This window comes from Pseudomonas orientalis, assembly GCF_022807995.1.
Taxonomy (GTDB): Bacteria; Pseudomonadota; Gammaproteobacteria; order Pseudomonadales; family Pseudomonadaceae; genus Aquipseudomonas; species Aquipseudomonas orientalis_B.
Map to the genome: position 1 here is coordinate 1,434,032 of NZ_CP094351.1, position 16,182 is coordinate 1,450,213.

The following is a 16,182-nucleotide window of genomic DNA, read 5'->3' on the forward strand; positions in this document are numbered from 1 at the left end:
CTCATCCGCCGACTTGCTGCATCCCGGGCTGGTTTTTCAGCTCGCTTACCAATGCCTCAATGCTGTCGAATGGCTGCTGATCGATAGACCAGCCGGGCGCATTGATGAAGTACCGACCCGCCTGGCTATTGATCCTGACATTGCGCAGTTCCCCACGTCGGGAGCGATAGTCAATGTGGCCAGCCTCGCAGAGCATGAATTGACCAGGCTGCGTCAGCAGTGTCCGGGCCGACTTCGTCACTCGACTGTGCGAAGAGCCAGGCTGTGGTTCCGTTGAGTGCTGCAAGACGGCAGGATCAACGCGCAAGACCAGATTGGCTTTGACCGTGCCTTCCCCTTTGTTGAGGCCCAGGCTGGCAGTGCGCCCCGGATCGACTTCGATGCCCAGGGGTTGGGCGCCCACCCGGTCTTCAACGCGCAGACCGATGCTGCTGGTGAGTTCGGCAATCCCAGGGATGTCCCTGAAGGTATTGGTATGGGTATCGCCCACCAGTGCGACCCATTTACCTGGTTGGCGCTTGGTGGTCTGGACCCATTGAATCACCTCGGTGGCGTAATAGTTCATCATCCGCTGGCGCAGGGTGCCCGCGCTGTCCTGCATATCGCGAAGTACGTAGCTCGCGGTGCAGTCGATCGGCTGGATCTTGATCCCGGCGTCTCGGGCTTTGGTGACCACATTTCTGAATGAGTAATAGTGGTTTCGGGGCAGTGGGTAGATCCCGTTCAGAAAGTTTGCCAGTTCCTCGGCCATTGGCGCGTTCCTTGACCGGTAAAACGCCTTCAACATTGGCATATGCACATCGGTCAACAGATGTTCGAAATAGATGCGTTTGACGCCTTGGCTGGCGAGTAGCTGCATGTTGTCGACCAGAAAGGCTTTGCTCGATTCGGCGCTGTGGCTTTCGCCGATCACAAGACCGTCGCTGGCACGCAGCAATTTCTCGATAATGTTTTGCTGTGATTCATTCAAACTCATGCGGGGGAGTACTGGCTGCAGGGGCGAATAGGGCAAGCGGTTAAAGAAGATCGCTGAATCCTGGTTTAATTGGCTTCTTTTCTCAAAGAACAGTTTCCGGGCGTTTTTGAATGATTGTGCAGCCGTGCCGTAGGGTTCGAAGTCTTCCGAAAACGAGCTGGTGTCAGTGAGCATGTCCGCGAGGGTCTCGCGAACGTGCGAAGGCATCTCGTAGGTGCTGAAGAAGCTCGTGTTCTCGGCGCCGCCGAACATTTTGTAAATCCGTTGCCAGGCATTGCGAAATGCTCCACCTCCGGCCAGGCCAGCGCGCCGCCATTGCCGGTCGGTGCTCTGAATAGCGTAGAGGCCACTGGATTGGATCGTCTCTGGCGCTTTTGGATTGTTCACGAAGAGCTCAAAAAAACCCCAGTCGTTAGGTTTTGTGTAGGTCAGAAAAATCTCGCCCTGGATCTTGATGGTCTGCATGCCGCTGGGGGTTGTTGCAGCGACCAGTGGGCGAGTCTCGGTCTGGATTGACGCGGGGGGTGGAGTGATGACCCTGACACTGATCTGACCTTCCTCTGCCCGCGTGGCCTGGTCAAGCACAGGGCGCAACGCCTCAAGAGTGCTCACGCCTTTGCCGATGCCGTGGATGACCACCGGGAGCGCGTTCAAGGCGCCGAACACAATGCGCTCGACGGCGTGGGGTTTGTCTTTAATCACGTCATCGGCGCCGATAGCCATTCCAGCCAAGCCCGATGTCACGAAACAAAACTCCGCCAGCAACGCCGTGCCCATGGTCAGCGCCACGGGGATCGCCAGCAGGCAGGCTTTATCCAAGGCGTCGAGGGTATCGGCCTTGAACGTGTCCAGGGGCGAGACAATGGTGTTTGCCGCCATTTTTGCAATGCGTGTGCGGATCTGCCGCGCGATAAATGCAAAGGGATCACTCCGGAGTGCCGGATACATCGGGTTATTGATGTATTGCTCCGGATCCCAGTAGCCGATGTGCAACAAACTGTTGAAGAAACCGGGAGGGCTGGACGATTCCGGGTACATCGCCATGCCGATCAAGGCTTCCTCGGCACCACTGTAGAGCAGGCCGGAGTCAATCGAGTCAGGTTCAAAATGATTGGTCAGCGCCTTGCGCTGGGTCGGGTCTCTGGCCACTTTCACCAGCGCATTGCGCATGTCCGTTGGGGTTTTGAAACCATGGAGAGGGGAGGAATTTCCCGGGATGTACAGGAGAGTGATCTGGCTCTGGCTATCGGTAATCGTGAGCAGATCGGTGGCTTCGAACTGATGAATGCGCAGCACGCGCACGGACAGGTTCTTATCCAGAGAATAGGGCGCCTGAAAGTCTTCGAGGGTCAGGTTGCCGAAGCTTTTGTCGACGCCGATACCGGCCGCCCGGGCGGCCAGTCGCCGCTCTGCGTCGGTCAGCGTGAATTCTTCGTACTGATTGAGGTAAGCCTTGGTGAACGCGATGCGCATCAGGGTGGTGTAATTGTCCCTATGCTCGCTCCAGAACAGTGTGACGGCCTTGTCGTAGGTTTGCTCGAAGTTGCTTGAGTCAATGACCTTCCTGAGAACGGCAGGCGAAAGCTCCAATTGGGTAGTCCGATCGTAGACCTGAGGTTCGCTTTGCCGGTAGAGCGCCTCATACCGCCTGGGCGGGATCCAGCCGGAAGTAATGAACTCTTCGTTGAACATTTGCGGGATGCGGTTATCCATCAGGCGCGGCAGTTCAGTGACGATGTTGAAGTACGGCGCGGTGGTGGAAAAGCCTGTGGTGTTGATCATGCCGCCAGGTGCATGGGGCGCATTGCAGATCATGGCCTCGGTCAGGCTCATGGATTGGACGATCTGTGCGCTGTAGGCCGCGTTGGGGTTGTCGATGTTGTATTCAAGTGTGGTCAGGAATGTGGTGTCCGGATCCAATATTTCCTGGCTGAACGGTTGCAGATGCTCACACAGCAATTGGGCGGCAATAGCGCCGGGTACTGGAAAGTCTGCCAGGACCTTACGGACAAAATGATTGATACGTTGGAGCTGTCGGGCGTTGGACGTCATGGGCTTGCCTGGATGTGTGCGGTTAAAGCGGCTATTCACCGTTAACCAGGCAATTCACAGGCGGTAGTTGTTTATGCTCGATATACCGGATGGTCACCCAAGCCCTCCTTGAGAAAATCCACCAGCTTCCTGACTTTCGGCGACAAATGCCGTTGCTGCGGGTACAGCGCCCACACAGCGGTATTTGGCGGCTGGTGGGCCTCAAGCAACGACATCAGTGTCCCGTGTTGCAAATGCTCCAGTACGTAATAATCAGGCAACTGGCATAACCCCACACCTTGCAGCGCTGCGTCCAGCACCGCCTGCCCACTGTTGCAGCGCCAGTTGCCCTGCACCCGCTGGGAAAATTCCCGCCCGTCCTGGGCCAATTGCCAGATATCCGAACTGCCGATCAGGCAATTATGCCGACTCAATTCCGACAAGCTGTGAGGCCGACCATACCGTTCGAGATAGGAAGGCGATGCGCACAGATACATGCGCCGAGGGGCGAGGCGGCTGGCAACCATGCGCGAGTCTTGCAGGCGACCGAGGCGAATCGCCAGGTCGAGCCCTTCGTGCACCAGGTCCAACTGGCGGTTGCTCAGCTCGATATCGACCCGCAACTGCGGGTAAAGCGCCATGAACCTTGTTACCAGCGGCACGATAAAACGTTCGCCATAGGCCACGGCGCAGGTCATGCGCAACATGCCCTTGGGTTCGCTGGCCAGATCACCCACCGCACGCAAGGCTTCCTCGCGACCGTCCTGCAAGCGTTGGCAGTGTTGCAGGAAGGTCTGGCCCGCTTCGGTCAGCGTCACCTTGCGTGTACTGCGATAAAGCAGGCGCGTTTGCAGGCGTTCTTCCAGGCGCGCCACCTGGCGGCTGATATGGGACGACGATACCCCCAGGCGTTCGGCCGCCGCGGTGAATTGGCTGCATTCGGCCACGGCGACGAACTCATCGATGCCTTCCCAGCGATTCTCCAGCATATTAATTGTCCCCATACGGCAATAATGTTTTGCTTTTGCCTGGATTATTAATCAATAGGCCATGGTTTACACTCCTCACATCAATTTCAACTCCCTGGAGAAACCCGGATGATCAAGTCCCGCGCCGCCGTAGCCTTTGAAGCCAATAAGCCTCTTGAGATTGTGGAAGTCGATGTCGCCATGCCCAAAGCTGGCGAAGTGCTGTTGCGCGTGGTCGCATCCGGCGTCTGTCACACCGACGCCTACACGCTGTCGGGTGCAGACCCGGAAGGTATCTTCCCGTCGATTCTTGGTCATGAAGGCGGTGCAGTGGTCGAGGCCATTGGTGAAGGCGTGACCTCGGTTGCCGTTGGCGACCATGTGATCCCGCTGTACACCCCGGAATGCGGCAAGTGCAAATTCTGTCTGTCGGGCAAGACCAACCTGTGCCAGGCCATTCGTTCCACCCAGGGCAAAGGCTTGATGCCTGACGGCACTACGCGTTTTTCCTACAAAGGGCAGCCGATTTTCCACTACATGGGTACCTCGACCTTCTCGGAGTACACCGTGCTGCCGGAAATCTCCGTGGCCAAGATTCCCAAGCAAGCGCCTCTGGAGAAAGTCTGCCTGCTCGGTTGCGGCGTCACCACCGGTATCGGCGCGGTGCTCAATACCGCCAAGGTCAAGCCGGGCGACACCGTGGCGATCTTCGGCTTGGGCGGTATCGGTCTGTCGGCGGTGATTGGCGCAGTGAAAGCCAAGGCGGGTCGCATCATTGCTATCGACATCAATCCGGCCAAATTCGAAATCGCCAAGCAACTGGGCGCCACCGACTGCATTAACCCGAAAGACTATGACCGCCCGATCCAGGACGTGATTGTCGATTTGACCGATGGCGGCGTGGACTTTTCCTTCGAGTGCATCGGCAATGTTCAACTGATGCGTGCGGCCCTGGAATGCTGCCATAAAGGCTGGGGCGAGTCGGTGATCATCGGCGTGGCCGGTGCCGGCCAGGAAATTTCCACCCGTCCTTTCCAACTGGTAACCGGTCGCGTCTGGCGCGGGTCCGCATTCGGCGGCGTGCGCGGGCGCAGCGAATTGCCAAGCTACGTGGACATGGCGCAGACCGGCGAGATCCCGCTGGACACCTTCATCACCCACACCATGGGTCTGGAAGACATCAACAAAGCGTTTGATCTGATGCATGAAGGCAAGAGCATTCGTACCGTCATTCATTTTTGAAGCAGCGGTAAGTGACAAGCTACAAGCTGCAAGTGGCTGTACGCCTTCTTGCCGCTTGAAGCTTGCAACTTGCAGCTGGGAGAATTCCCATGCCCCTGGAAAATATTTCCTGCCAGAAAAGCTTCGGCGGCTGGCATAAACGCTATAAGCATCACTCCGATGTGCTCGATTGCGACATGACCTTCGCGGTCTACCTGCCGCCGCAAGCGGAGCAGGGCGGCAAGCTGCCGGTGCTGTATTGGCTGTCCGGCCTGACCTGCACCGATGAGAATTTCATGCAGAAGGCCGGCGCCCAGCGCCTGGCCGCCGAGTTGGGCTTGATCATCGTGGCGCCGGATACCAGCCCGCGCGGCCCCGGTGTTCCCGATGACCCGGATAACGCTTGGGACTTTGGCCTGGGCGCCGGCTTCTATTTGAACGCCACCCAGCAGCCCTGGGCCAGGCATTATCGGATGCATGACTACGTGGTGCAGGAATTGCCGGCGTTGGTGGAAGCGCATTTCCCTGCTTCGCACAAGCGTGGTATCAGCGGCCATTCTATGGGCGGCCATGGTGCATTGGTCTGCGCGCTGCGTAACCCAGGGCGCTACCAGTCGGTATCGGCGTTTTCGCCGATCAATAATCCGATGGATTGCCCCTGGGGCCAGAAAGCCTTCTCCCATTACCTGGGCGAGGAGCGCTCGAAGTGGCGTGAATGGGACGCCTGCGTGCTGATCAGCGAGGCCGCCGAACAGCTGCCGCTGCTGGTGGACCAGGGCGATCGCGATGATTTCCTCGCCGTGCAGCTCAAGCCCGAGGCCCTGCAGCAGGCGGCCAAGGCCGCCGGTTATCCGCTGGAACTGCGGCTGCAACCTGGCTACGACCACAGCTACTTCTTTATCGCCAGCTTCATCGACGACCATTTACGCCATCATGCGCGTGCTTTGCTCGGTTAATGTGAGGCAAAAGTAGGTAGAATCACGCCCTGAATTAAATCGGGGCGTTTTTTTATGCGTATTGGCCACGGCTACGATGTGCACCGTTTCGCTGAAGGCGATTTCATCACTTTGGGCGGCGTGCGTATCGCGCACCATCATGGGCTGCTGGCTCATTCCGACGGCGACGTTGTGCTGCATGCCCTGAGCGATGCCTTGCTCGGCGCGGCCGCATTGGGCGATATCGGCAAGCACTTTCCGGACACCGATCCCACCTTCAAAGGCGCGGACAGTCGTGTCCTGCTGCGTCATGTCGTCGCCTTGATCCATGCCCGGGGCTGGAAAGTCGGTAACGTCGATAACACCATCGTGGCCCAGGCGCCGAAAATGGCTCCGCATATCGAATCCATGCGTGCCCTGATTGCCGCAGACCTGCAAATAGAGTTGGACCAAGTGAACGTGAAAGCCACCACCACCGAAAAGCTCGGGTTTGCCGGTCGTGAAGAGGGCATCGCCGTGCACTCCGTCGCCTTGTTGCTGCGCGCATGAACGAATTTGAATTGCTCGGCCCGCGTGCCTATGGCGAAGCCTTGGGCAGCGCGGTATTGAAGGCGACTGCCGAAGATTTCCAGGTCGATGAGGTGCTCGACATCCCGTTGACCGGCGAGGGCGAGCACCTGTGGTTGTGGGTGGAGAAGCGCAACCTGAATACCGAGGAAGCGGCGCGGCGTATCGCCAAGGCCGCTGGCGTGCCGTTGCGCACCGTCAGCTATGCCGGGCTCAAGGATCGTCAGGCATTGACCCGTCAGTGGTTCAGCGTGCAATTGCCCGGCAAGGGCGATCCGGACATGCGTGCCGCCGAGAACGACACCCTCAGGATCCTGAAAACCGCCCGGCACAAGCGCAAGCTGCAGCGCGGTGCCCATGCAGCCAACGGCTTTACCCTGCGCCTGACCCAGTTGGCCGCCGATACCGGCGCCATCGATGCGCGTCTGCAGGAGATCGCCCGGCACGGTATTCCCAACTATTTCGGTGCCCAGCGCTTTGGCCATAACGGCGGCAATGTCGTCGACGCCCGTGACTGGGCGGCGCGCAAGGCCTTGCCGGAGCAGCGCAATGTGCGTTCGCGGTTACTGTCCACCGCCCGCAGCTTTCTGTTCAACAAGGTGCTGGCGGCGCGTGTCGCCGACGGCTCGTGGCAGCGCGCCCAAGTCGGTGACCTGCTGGCCTTCACCGACAGCCGCAGCTTTTTCCCGGCCGGGGAGGCTGAATGCAGCGACCCGCGCCTGGCAATCCTGGACCTGCATCCCACCGGCCCGCAGTGGGGTGAGGGCGACTCGCCAGCGAAAGGTCCTACATATGAATTGGAACAATCTGTAGCCGCCGCAGAAGCTGACCTGCGTGATTGGCTAGTGAATGCGGGCATGAGCCAAGAACGTCGCATTCTGCGACTGCCCATTGGCGGGTTGACGTGGCATTATCCCGGGCCTGACATTCTGCAATTGGAATTCGTCCTGCCGGCCGGATGCTTCGCCACTGTACTGGTGCGCGAACTTGTTGATCTGGTGCCGGTGGGGCCGACGGACAACCCATGCGTATTCTGATATCAAACGATGACGGTGCCACCGCACCCGGTCTCGCCGCGCTTCATGCTGCGCTGGCGGATTACGCCGAGTGCGTGGTGGTTGCCCCCGACCAGGACAAGAGCGGCGCCAGCAGTTCGCTGACGCTCGACCGTCCGTTGCACCCCAAGCTTCTGGCCAATGGCTTTATCAGCGTGAATGGCACGCCCACCGACTGTGTGCACCTGGCGATCAACAGCTTGCTGGAACACGCACCGGACCTGGTCGTATCAGGCATCAACCTGGGCGCGAACCTGGGCGATGATGTGCTGTATTCCGGTACCGTGGCGGCCGCCCTTGAAGGGCGTTTTCTCGGTGGCGTCGGGTTCGCTTTCTCGTTCGCTTCCCGGCAGTTGGATAATTTGGCGACAGCTGCGTATTACGCGCGCAAATTGGTGGAGGCGCACGGTTCCCTGGACCTGCCGCCGCGCACCGTGCTCAACGTCAATATTCCCAACCTGCCTCTGGGCCATATTCGCGGCATCCAACTGACGCGGTTGGGGCACCGAGCCCGTGCGGCGGCGCCCTTGAAGGTGGTCGACCCGCGTGGCAAGGAAGGCTATTGGATCGCAGCGGCCGGTGACGCTGAGGACGGTGGCGAGGGCACGGACTTTCATGCGGTGATGCAAGGTTATGTATCGATTACCCCGTTGCAATTCGATCGCACCTTCAGTGATGCCTTCAGTGGTCTGGATGGCTGGCTGGAGGGGCTGCGCTGATGGCTCGTGAACAAGACGATCTGTTGCGCCGTGGCATCGGGATGACTTCCCAGCGCACACGCGAGCGTTTGATCCAGCGTCTGTACGAAGAAGGCTTGTCCAATCCACAGGTGCTGGAAGTGATACGGCGCACGCCTCGGCACCTGTTTGTCGACGAAGCGCTTGCGCACCGCGCCTACGAAGACACGGCGCTGCCCATCGGCCACAACCAGACCATCTCCCAGCCTTATATGGTCGCGCGCATGAGCGAACTGCTGCTCGCTGCGGGACCGTTGGACAAGGTGCTCGAGATCGGCACCGGCTCCGGCTACCAGACCGCAGTGCTGTCGCAGTTGGTCGAACGGGTGTTCTCGGTCGAGCGCATCAAGGTGCTGCAGGACCGTGCGAAGGAGCGCCTGGTGGAGCTGAACCTGCGCAACGTGGTGTTTCGTTGGGGGGATGGCTGGGAAGGCTGGCCGGCGTTGGCGCCTTACAACGGCATCATTGTGACTGCGGTGGCTACCGATGTGCCGCAAGCGTTGCTGGATCAGTTGGCCCCGGGCGGCCGGTTGGTGATCCCGGTGGGCGCCGGCGAAGTGCAACAATTGATGCTCATCATCCGAGAGGACGAGGGCTTTTCCCGGCATGTGCTTGGCGCCGTGCGGTTCGTGCCGTTGCTCAACGGCCCGCTGGCCTGACATTTATTTGCCGGCAGTGAATTCCATGGTCGCGGATGTGTCTTACAGCGGGGTCTATGGATTCAACAGTGGCGGAGCCGGGATTAAACATGATGAATGTTTCGTTTCAGCCGTGTGCCGATAAAAAGCCAACGCCCAGTTATACTTGCGTCATCTTTCAAGCCTGATACAGGCGTTAATGTTCAGCCACCACAAAGGGAGCGGCGGGTGAGTCTCACAGGTCCTGCGCAGCGAATGAGTAAAACAAGCTTTCAGCGACTGGTGCTTGGCCTTGTCTTGAGTTCCTTACTGGCCGCCTGCTCGAGTACGCCTTCCGGTGGTGCGCGGGTGGTCGACCGCACTAATGCGGCGCCGCAAAAGCCGATGGTTACTACTGGCCAGTATGTTGTACGCAAGGGCGACACGCTGTTCTCGATTGCCTTCCGTTACGGTTGGGATTACAAGGCGCTTGCAGCTCGTAACAATATCCCTCTGCCTTATACGATCCATCCGGGGCAGACGATTCGTTTCGATGGGCGCTCCGGTTCGGCGCCTACCGCAGTTGTGACAAAGTCCGGTTCTTCGTCTTCCTCTTCGAGCAAAACCACCGTCTTCACACGGCCGGCCGGCACCGCCGCGCCTTCGGTCGCGAGCAAGCCGGCGCCCGCGCCATTGCCACCTGCAGGGCCTGCGCCGACCGGTTGGGGCTGGCCCTCAAACGGAGTGTTAATTGGAAAATTCTCTTCAAACGGCAGTTTGAATAAAGGCATTGATATCGCCGGGGATTTGGGACAGCCTGTTTTAGCTGCGTCTGATGGGACAGTGGTGTACGCCGGGAGTGGTCTACGGGGCTACGGCGAGCTGGTCATCATCAAGCACAGCGATACCTACGTCAGTGCCTACGGTCATAACCGCAGGTTGTTGGTTCGGGAGGGGCAGCAGGTCAAGGTCGGACAGACAATTGCCGAAATGGGTTCAACGGGTACAGACCGGGTGAAACTGCACTTTGAGATTCGCCGACAAGGGAAGCCTGTAGACCCACTGCAATTCCTACCCCGTCGTTGATGTGTTGCCAGCCTGTTCCCTCACGTAGAAGGAACAGGCTCCAGCGTTGCCAAGGATAAAGGCGTCGCTTGAGCTTGAGGTCGAACTCACCAAAGGACTATAACAATGGCTCTCAGTAAAGAAGCGCCGGAGTTTGACATCGACGATGAGGTTCTCCTTATGGAGACCGGTATCGCTACGGAAACGATGTCAGATAATGAGGGGGCTTCACGACCCTCAGTTCGCACCAAATCCAAGAACTCCTCCGCGTTAAAGCAACACAAGTACATCGACTACACGCGGGCGCTCGATGCGACCCAGTTGTACCTCAATGAAATCGGCTTTTCCCCTCTGCTTACCCCCGAAGAAGAAGTCCATTTTGCGCGTCTGTCGCAGAAGGGCGATCCGGCTGGGCGCAAACGCATGATTGAAAGTAACCTGCGCCTGGTGGTTAAAATTGCCCGACGCTACGTAAATCGCGGATTGTCGCTGCTGGACTTGATCGAGGAAGGCAACCTGGGCCTGATCCGGGCGGTAGAGAAGTTCGACCCTGAGCGCGGCTTTCGCTTCTCGACCTATGCCACCTGGTGGATTCGCCAGACCATCGAACGGGCGATCATGAATCAGACCCGCACGATCCGGTTGCCGATCCATGTGGTCAAGGAGCTCAACGTGTACCTGCGGGCGGCGCGCGAGCTGACCCAGAAACTCGATCATGAACCTTCGCCCGAAGAGATCGCCAACCTGCTGGAAAAGCCGGTAGGGGAGGTCAAGCGCATGCTCGGCCTGAACGAGCGCGTGTCTTCGGTTGACGTCTCGCTGGGTCCGGATTCGGATAAAACCTTGCTGGACACCCTGACGGATGATCGTCCGACAGATCCATGCGAGCTGTTGCAGGACGATGATCTTTCTCAAAGTATTGACCAGTGGCTGTCGGAGCTCACTGACAAGCAGCGTGAGGTGGTGATTCGCCGCTTCGGCCTGCGCGGCCATGAGAGCAGCACCCTGGAGGATGTAGGCCTGGAGATCGGTCTGACCCGCGAGCGGGTTCGGCAGATTCAGGTGGAAGGTCTCAAGCGCTTGCGCGAGATCCTGGAGAAGAACGGCTTGTCGAGTGAGTCGTTGTTTCAATAACGACGCCGCTTGAATGCTTGAATGTGGGAGGGGGCTTGCCCCCGATATCGCTGTGTCAGTCGAAGCCTATATCGACTGACGCGCCGCCATCGGGGGCAAGCCCCCTCCCACATTTTTTGCGTCGTGCATTTGATTGGCGGCAGTGCCAAATCCCAGGCATAAAAAAACCCCGCTTTTAAGGGCGGGGTCTTTTTGACTAAGTCAGTACAAGTTAGATAACTTGAACTTCTTCAGCTTGCATGCCTTTCTGACCGCGGGTAGCGATGAAAGAAACCTGTTGGCCTTCTTTCAGGCTTTTGAAGCCGTCGGATTGGATAGCTTTGAAGTGAACGAACAGGTCGTCACCGGATTGTGGAGTGATGAAGCCGAAGCCTTTTTCATCGTTGAACCACTTAACGGTACCAGTTTGGCGATTAGACATGGTGTAACTCCTTGAACAAAGTTAACTGCGACTCAGGAAAAGCCCTGGCCGAGACTGAGTGCAAAGAGCAGGAAAAATTCTTGGAGATGGTTGGATCGAAATTCAACATATCGTGTAGAGATTCTCAGTGACACAAGCAACACAGTGACGCCACCTTAACCCTTTTTCCGGAACGTGCCAATGGTATTTCCGAAGGTTTCTCTAATTTCGTGACTGGCGGTGGTATTTATTGTCCCGCGAAACCGCCACAAGAGCCCCGGCCCCGCTGGCTGCGGGTTACAGAGGCCAGTGTATTCGTCATTAAAAGCCCTGCGCCCTTTGAACGCCACCGCCGGCCCCGGTAAGATGCCCCACAGAATTTTTTCACCTCGCTATTCAGGACATCGCCATGAGCATCAAATCGGACAAGTGGATTCGCCGCATGGCGCAGGAACACGGCATGATCGAACCGTTCGTCGAGCGCCAGATCCGTGGTGAAGGCGACGCGCGCGTGATTTCGTACGGGGTTTCCAGCTATGGCTACGACGTACGTTGCGCCGATGAATTCAAGGTGTTCACCAATATCAACTCGGCGATCGTCGATCCAAAGAACTTCGACGAAAAAAGCTTCGTCGACGTCAAGAGCGACGTGTGCATCATCCCGCCAAATTCGTTCGCCCTGGCCCGCACCGTGGAATTCTTCCGCATACCTCGAGACGTATTGACCATCTGCCTGGGTAAAAGCACCTACGCCCGTTGCGGCATCATCGTCAACGTCACCCCGCTGGAACCCGAGTGGGAAGGCCACGTGACCCTGGAGTTCTCCAACACCACCACCTTGCCGGCGAAAATCTACGCCAACGAAGGCGTGGCGCAGATGCTGTTCCTGCAGTCCGACGAGGCGTGTGAAGTGTCCTATAAGGACCGTGCGGGCAAGTATCAGGGCCAGCGTGGCGTTACTCTCCCACGCGCTTGATCGAAAGCTCCTACGCTCCAAGGGAATTAGTCAGCAGAAAGTGACTCTATCTAGGTGTACTGCCTCGGCGCGTGTGAAACGCGTCGAGCCACGCTTGAGGAGTGCCCTATGAAGATCAACCCGCGAATCAGCGCAGAACTTGCCCGGCTTGAACCCAACCAGATTGGTGTTCTGGCCTGGTCCTTGATGGCCGATCCTGCTTATGCGGGCGGCATTCCCGGTCAACCTGAGCCGGACTATCCGCAGCCTACCGAACCCGGTGAACCGACGCTGCCGGACGAGCCGCCACCCGCACCCGTGGCCTGATCTACGCGCGCCCAGCCGGCGTTCACTGAACGGGCCATACCTGGTGATCGCCGATCACAAAGATTCGGCGCTCACTGTCCTGTTGCACTGCATACCCGCCGGTAAACGCGCCAAACGCCGGCAGCAGGCTGATGCGATCGCCAATTTGGAAACACGGCAGGCGCAGACTCTGCCGACCTTTGCCGCGCAAGCGATACACCGGATGGACATGCCCGGCCAGCACATGATGACTGGGATGGGCGTCCGGTTCGTGCTGCAGCGCGAACGGCCCCATCAGCAGGGGTTCCGGTACAACCTCGATGCGCAAATCGGCAGGCGGATCGCCGGCACGTTGATCGTGATTGCCGCGAATCAACGTGATCGGCAATTCGGCATGCCGCGCTCGCCAGGCCCTGAGCGCGCCCAAGGTGCCGCTGGCATGGGAGCCGGGGCCGTGAAGAAAGTCGCCGAGAAAGATCACTTGAGCGCAGACATACGTCGACACCAGCCGATCCAGGCGTTGCAGATTCTCGCTTGTGGTGCCCTGTGGCACAGGTTGCCCGAGGCTACGGTAGGCCGAGGCCTTGCCGAAGTGAGCGTCGGCAATCAACAGGCTTTGACGCGCCGGCCAGTACACCGCTTTGTCCGCCAGCAACCACAACTGCTCGCCCTCAATCGTTACCGAACACACCATCAAGCTTTTCCTTTATCCGCGATTTTTTCCAGGTCCTTGACCATCCGCGCGATGCGCTCCGAGAGTTTTTCCGAACTCAGGCTTTCGCGCATCCGCTCCACCAGTAGCGGGAAGGCCAGCGGGGTAGGCCGTTGGATCACATGCAGGTCCAGTTGCAATGCCGACAGGCGCAGCAATGTCTCTTCCAGGCGCTGAATGTCCAGTTCATTGCGCAGCACTTCTTCCCCGGCCTGGGCCAGCAGCAGGTTCTGCGGGTCATATTGCTTGAACACTTCGAAGAACAACCCGCTGGAAGCCTGCACCTGGCGAGTGCTTTTCGGCGCCCCCGGATAACCGGCGAACACCAGCCCGGCAATGCGCGCGATTTCGCGAAAGCGGCGCAACGCCAGTTCACCGGCATTCAGGCTGGCTGCTACATCCGTCAGCAAATCCTGCGGGCTGAGCAGCGCCTCGTTCACGATATCGGGCCAGTGCACCTCGGTGGCGCTCAGCAGCTCCAGCCCATAATCATTGACCGCAATGGAAAAGGTCACGGGTTGCTGGCGACTGACGCGCCATGCCAGCAGACTCGCCAGCCCCAGATGCACCTGACGTCCGGCGAAGGGGTAGAGAAACAAGTGCCAGCCTTCGCGCGACTTGAGAAACTCCGCCAGCAAGTGATCACGGGTCGGCAGGCCGGACCAGCGCAATTGTGTCTGCAGCAACGGTTGCACCGCCTGCATCTCCGGCCCTTCGAAGCGGCCCTGCGCCGCCGCGTCAAAGCGCTCGATCACCGCCTGCGCCAGCTCATTGGAAAGCGGCATGCGCCCGCCATTCCAGCGCGGCACGGCGGCTTTTTTTGCGGTGCTGCGGCGTACATAGGCGGTCATGTTTTCCACGCGCACCAGCTCCAGCAGGCGCCCGGCGAACAGAAAGCCGTCCCCCGGCTTGAGCCGCGCAATAAAGCCTTCCTCGACACTGCCGAGGTTCTTGCCGCCGCCGCCCTTGCTCCAGTACTTCAGATGAATACTCGCATCGCTGACGATGGTGCCCACGCTCATGCGATGGCGGCGGGCCAGGCGCGCATCGGGGACGCGCCAGATGCCCTGTTCGTCGGGCTCGACGCGGCGGTAATCCGGATAGGCCGTGAGCGACAGCCCGCCATGGCGCACGAAGGCCAGGGCCCAGGCCCAATCGGCGTCGGTCAGGTCGCGGTAGGCCCAGGCTGCGCGTACCTCCGCCAGCAGCGCATCGGGCGTAAACCCGCCGCCCAGGGCCATGCTGACCAAATGCTGCACCAGCACATCCAAGGGCTTGCGAGGCGATTCGCGGGCTTCGATGCGACGCTGCGCAATCGCGTCCTGTGCAGCGGCGGCTTCTACCAGTTCCAGGCTGTGGGTTGGCACCAAGGTCACGCGTGACGGCCGCCCCGGTGCATGCCCCGAGCGGCCGGCGCGCTGCATCAGACGCGCTACGCCCTTGGCCGATCCGATCTGCAGTACGCGCTCCACCGGCAGAAAGTCCACGCCGAGGTCCAGGCTGGAGGTACACACCACCGCCTTGAGCTGGCCATCCTTGAGCGCGCGCTCCACCCAGTCGCGTGTTTCCCGCGACAGCGAACCATGATGCAGCGCAATCAGGCCGGCCCAGTCCGGCCTGGCCTCCAGCAACGCCTGGTACCAGATTTCCGACTGCGCGCGGGTGTTGGTAAATACCAGGCAACTGCTGCTGGAGTCCACTTCAGCCACGACTTGCGGCAGCATCTTCAAACCGATATGCCCGGCCCAGGGAAAGCGTTCGGCAGTGGGCGGCAGCAGGGTGTCCACGTGTAGCTGCTTGGCTGTCTGCCCCTGCACATTGACCCCGCCACCCTGTGGGACTAATACATCCAGCGCGTGCGCCTGATTACCCAAGGTTGCGGAAATACCCCACACCAGCAAATCCGGATGCCAGCGCCGCAGCCGCGCCAACGCCAGTTGCAGTTGCACACCGCGTTTATTGCCGATCAGTTCGTGCCACTCATCCACCACCACCATGCGCAGATGCCCCAGGCTGACCTCGCTGTCAGCGCGCGCGAGCATCAGCGTCAGGCTTTCCGGCGTAGTGATCAGCGTGGTGGGCTGACGGCGGGTCTGGCGCGCACGTTCGCTGCTGCTGGTGTCGCCGGTGCGCAGGCCGACGCTCCAGGGGATTTGCAACGCCGCCAACGGCGCCTCAAGGGCGCGCGCGGTGTCGGCGGCCAAGGCACGCATCGGAGTGATCCACAGCACGGTCAGGGGTTCGGCCGGGGCCTTGCGCTTGCCCGTAGTGGGAGGGCGCGCTACGGCGAAACGATTGAGGGCGGCGAACCACAGCGCATAGGTTTTACCCGCGCCGGTACTCGCATGCAATAAGCCTGACTGGCCCTCCTTGATGGCCTTCCACACGTCTTTCTGAAAGGCGAACGGGCGCCAGCCGCGGGTGGCAAACCATTGTTTGGCGAAGTCGACGGGTTTTGCCATGCGGCAGCGGACGCTCTGGAGGCTCTAATGCACAGACCCCC

At 59.5% G+C, this 16,182-nt stretch carries 15 protein-coding genes; 10 read left to right on the plus strand and 5 right to left on the minus strand.

What is annotated here, in order from left to right; genetic code table 11:
* Position 1: 1 nt before the first annotated feature.
* Together MRY17_RS06245 and MRY17_RS06250 are read right to left on the minus strand one after the other, a co-directional pair.
* On the minus strand, positions 2-3,028 hold the full coding sequence (locus MRY17_RS06245) for a membrane-targeted effector domain-containing toxin (protein WP_243353449.1): 3,027 nt from the start codon (positions 3,026-3,028) through the stop codon (positions 2-4).
* A gap of 71 nt (positions 3,029-3,099) precedes the next feature.
* A complete protein-coding gene (locus MRY17_RS06250) occupies positions 3,100-3,996 on the minus strand; it encodes a LysR substrate-binding domain-containing protein (protein ID WP_181283453.1) in 897 nt (298 codons plus the stop codon).
* Positions 3,997-4,104: 108 nt separating this feature from the next.
* Between MRY17_RS06250 and MRY17_RS06255 the strand changes: the two genes are divergently transcribed.
* From MRY17_RS06255 to rpoS, 8 genes are all read left to right on the plus strand, one after another.
* Positions 4,105-5,217, plus strand: coding sequence for an S-(hydroxymethyl)glutathione dehydrogenase/class III alcohol dehydrogenase (locus MRY17_RS06255; protein WP_181283454.1), 1,113 nt, complete (start codon positions 4,105-4,107; stop codon positions 5,215-5,217).
* A gap of 89 nt (positions 5,218-5,306) precedes the next feature.
* Positions 5,307-6,152: an S-formylglutathione hydrolase gene (gene fghA / locus MRY17_RS06260; protein WP_199772623.1), complete on the plus strand. Its 846-nt coding sequence runs from the start codon at positions 5,307-5,309 to the stop codon at positions 6,150-6,152.
* 54 nt (positions 6,153-6,206) lie between these two features.
* Positions 6,207-6,680: a 2-C-methyl-D-erythritol 2,4-cyclodiphosphate synthase gene (gene ispF / locus MRY17_RS06265; protein ID WP_181283455.1), complete on the plus strand. Its 474-nt coding sequence runs from the start codon at positions 6,207-6,209 to the stop codon at positions 6,678-6,680.
* Positions 6,677-7,735: a tRNA pseudouridine(13) synthase TruD gene (truD, locus tag MRY17_RS06270; RefSeq protein ID WP_181283456.1), complete on the plus strand. Its 1,059-nt coding sequence runs from the start codon at positions 6,677-6,679 to the stop codon at positions 7,733-7,735. Before ispF ends, truD begins: the two co-directional genes overlap by 4 nt.
* Positions 7,723-8,472 carry a 5'/3'-nucleotidase SurE gene (gene surE, locus MRY17_RS06275; RefSeq protein WP_181283457.1) on the plus strand — a complete coding sequence of 250 codons (750 nt, stop codon included), beginning with the start codon at positions 7,723-7,725 and terminating at the stop codon, positions 8,470-8,472. Before truD ends, surE begins: the two co-directional genes overlap by 13 nt.
* Before the next feature lie 41 nt (positions 8,473-8,513).
* Complete coding sequence (locus MRY17_RS06280) at positions 8,514-9,149, plus strand: protein-L-isoaspartate(D-aspartate) O-methyltransferase (RefSeq protein WP_181283473.1); 636 nt, start codon at positions 8,514-8,516, stop codon at positions 9,147-9,149.
* Between the two features lie 207 nt (positions 9,150-9,356).
* On the plus strand, positions 9,357-10,193 hold the full coding sequence (locus MRY17_RS06285; RefSeq protein WP_181283458.1) for a peptidoglycan DD-metalloendopeptidase family protein: 837 nt from the start codon (positions 9,357-9,359) through the stop codon (positions 10,191-10,193).
* Positions 10,194-10,298: 105 nt separating this feature from the next.
* A complete protein-coding gene (gene rpoS / locus MRY17_RS06290; protein WP_181283459.1) occupies positions 10,299-11,306 on the plus strand; it encodes an RNA polymerase sigma factor RpoS in 1,008 nt (335 codons plus the stop codon).
* A gap of 211 nt (positions 11,307-11,517) precedes the next feature.
* Here rpoS and MRY17_RS06295 read toward each other — a convergent pair whose 3' ends face one another.
* A complete protein-coding gene (locus MRY17_RS06295) occupies positions 11,518-11,727 on the minus strand; it encodes a cold-shock protein (RefSeq protein ID WP_002554837.1) in 210 nt (69 codons plus the stop codon).
* 388 nt (positions 11,728-12,115) lie between these two features.
* Here MRY17_RS06295 and dcd point away from each other — a divergent pair, with 388 nt between their 5' ends.
* Both dcd and MRY17_RS06305 read left to right on the plus strand, forming a co-directional pair.
* Complete coding sequence (dcd, locus tag MRY17_RS06300) at positions 12,116-12,682, plus strand: dCTP deaminase (protein ID WP_048719838.1); 567 nt, start codon at positions 12,116-12,118, stop codon at positions 12,680-12,682.
* Between the two features lie 108 nt (positions 12,683-12,790).
* Positions 12,791-12,988, plus strand: coding sequence for a hypothetical protein (locus tag MRY17_RS06305; protein ID WP_065886112.1), 198 nt, complete (start codon positions 12,791-12,793; stop codon positions 12,986-12,988).
* A gap of 22 nt (positions 12,989-13,010) precedes the next feature.
* Here MRY17_RS06305 and pdeM read toward each other — a convergent pair whose 3' ends face one another.
* Positions 13,011-13,661 (minus strand): ligase-associated DNA damage response endonuclease PdeM, encoded by a 651-nt coding sequence (gene pdeM / locus MRY17_RS06310; RefSeq protein ID WP_181283460.1) that lies wholly within the window; start codon positions 13,659-13,661, stop codon positions 13,011-13,013.
* On the minus strand, positions 13,661-16,141 hold the full coding sequence (locus MRY17_RS06315) for a ligase-associated DNA damage response DEXH box helicase (protein ID WP_181283461.1): 2,481 nt from the start codon (positions 16,139-16,141) through the stop codon (positions 13,661-13,663). Before MRY17_RS06315 ends, pdeM begins: the two co-directional genes overlap by 1 nt.
* Positions 16,142-16,182 lie beyond the last annotated feature (41 nt).

What these genes read in the sequence shown, in the direction of transcription:
- dcd (WP_048719838.1), top strand. Translation starts at nt 12,116, where the DNA reads ATGAGCATCAAATCGGACAAGTGGATTCGCCGCATGGCGCAGGAACAC.
- MRY17_RS06315 (WP_181283461.1), bottom strand. Translation starts at nt 16,141, where the DNA reads ATGGCAAAACCCGTCGACTTCGCCAAACAATGGTTTGCCACCCGCGGC.
- surE (WP_181283457.1), top strand. Translation starts at nt 7,723, where the DNA reads ATGCGTATTCTGATATCAAACGATGACGGTGCCACCGCACCCGGTCTC.
- pdeM (WP_181283460.1), bottom strand. Translation starts at nt 13,661, where the DNA reads ATGGTGTGTTCGGTAACGATTGAGGGCGAGCAGTTGTGGTTGCTGGCG.
- MRY17_RS06255 (WP_181283454.1), top strand. Translation starts at nt 4,105, where the DNA reads ATGATCAAGTCCCGCGCCGCCGTAGCCTTTGAAGCCAATAAGCCTCTT.
- fghA (WP_199772623.1), top strand. Translation starts at nt 5,307, where the DNA reads ATGCCCCTGGAAAATATTTCCTGCCAGAAAAGCTTCGGCGGCTGGCAT.
- ispF (WP_181283455.1), top strand. Translation starts at nt 6,207, where the DNA reads ATGCGTATTGGCCACGGCTACGATGTGCACCGTTTCGCTGAAGGCGAT.
- rpoS (WP_181283459.1), top strand. Translation starts at nt 10,299, where the DNA reads ATGGCTCTCAGTAAAGAAGCGCCGGAGTTTGACATCGACGATGAGGTT.
- MRY17_RS06245 (WP_243353449.1), bottom strand. Translation starts at nt 3,028, where the DNA reads ATGACGTCCAACGCCCGACAGCTCCAACGTATCAATCATTTTGTCCGT.
- MRY17_RS06280 (WP_181283473.1), top strand. Translation starts at nt 8,514, where the DNA reads ATGACTTCCCAGCGCACACGCGAGCGTTTGATCCAGCGTCTGTACGAA.
- MRY17_RS06295 (WP_002554837.1), bottom strand. Translation starts at nt 11,727, where the DNA reads ATGTCTAATCGCCAAACTGGTACCGTTAAGTGGTTCAACGATGAAAAA.
- MRY17_RS06305 (WP_065886112.1), top strand. Translation starts at nt 12,791, where the DNA reads ATGAAGATCAACCCGCGAATCAGCGCAGAACTTGCCCGGCTTGAACCC.
- truD (WP_181283456.1), top strand. Translation starts at nt 6,677, where the DNA reads ATGAACGAATTTGAATTGCTCGGCCCGCGTGCCTATGGCGAAGCCTTG.
- MRY17_RS06250 (WP_181283453.1), bottom strand. Translation starts at nt 3,996, where the DNA reads ATGCTGGAGAATCGCTGGGAAGGCATCGATGAGTTCGTCGCCGTGGCC.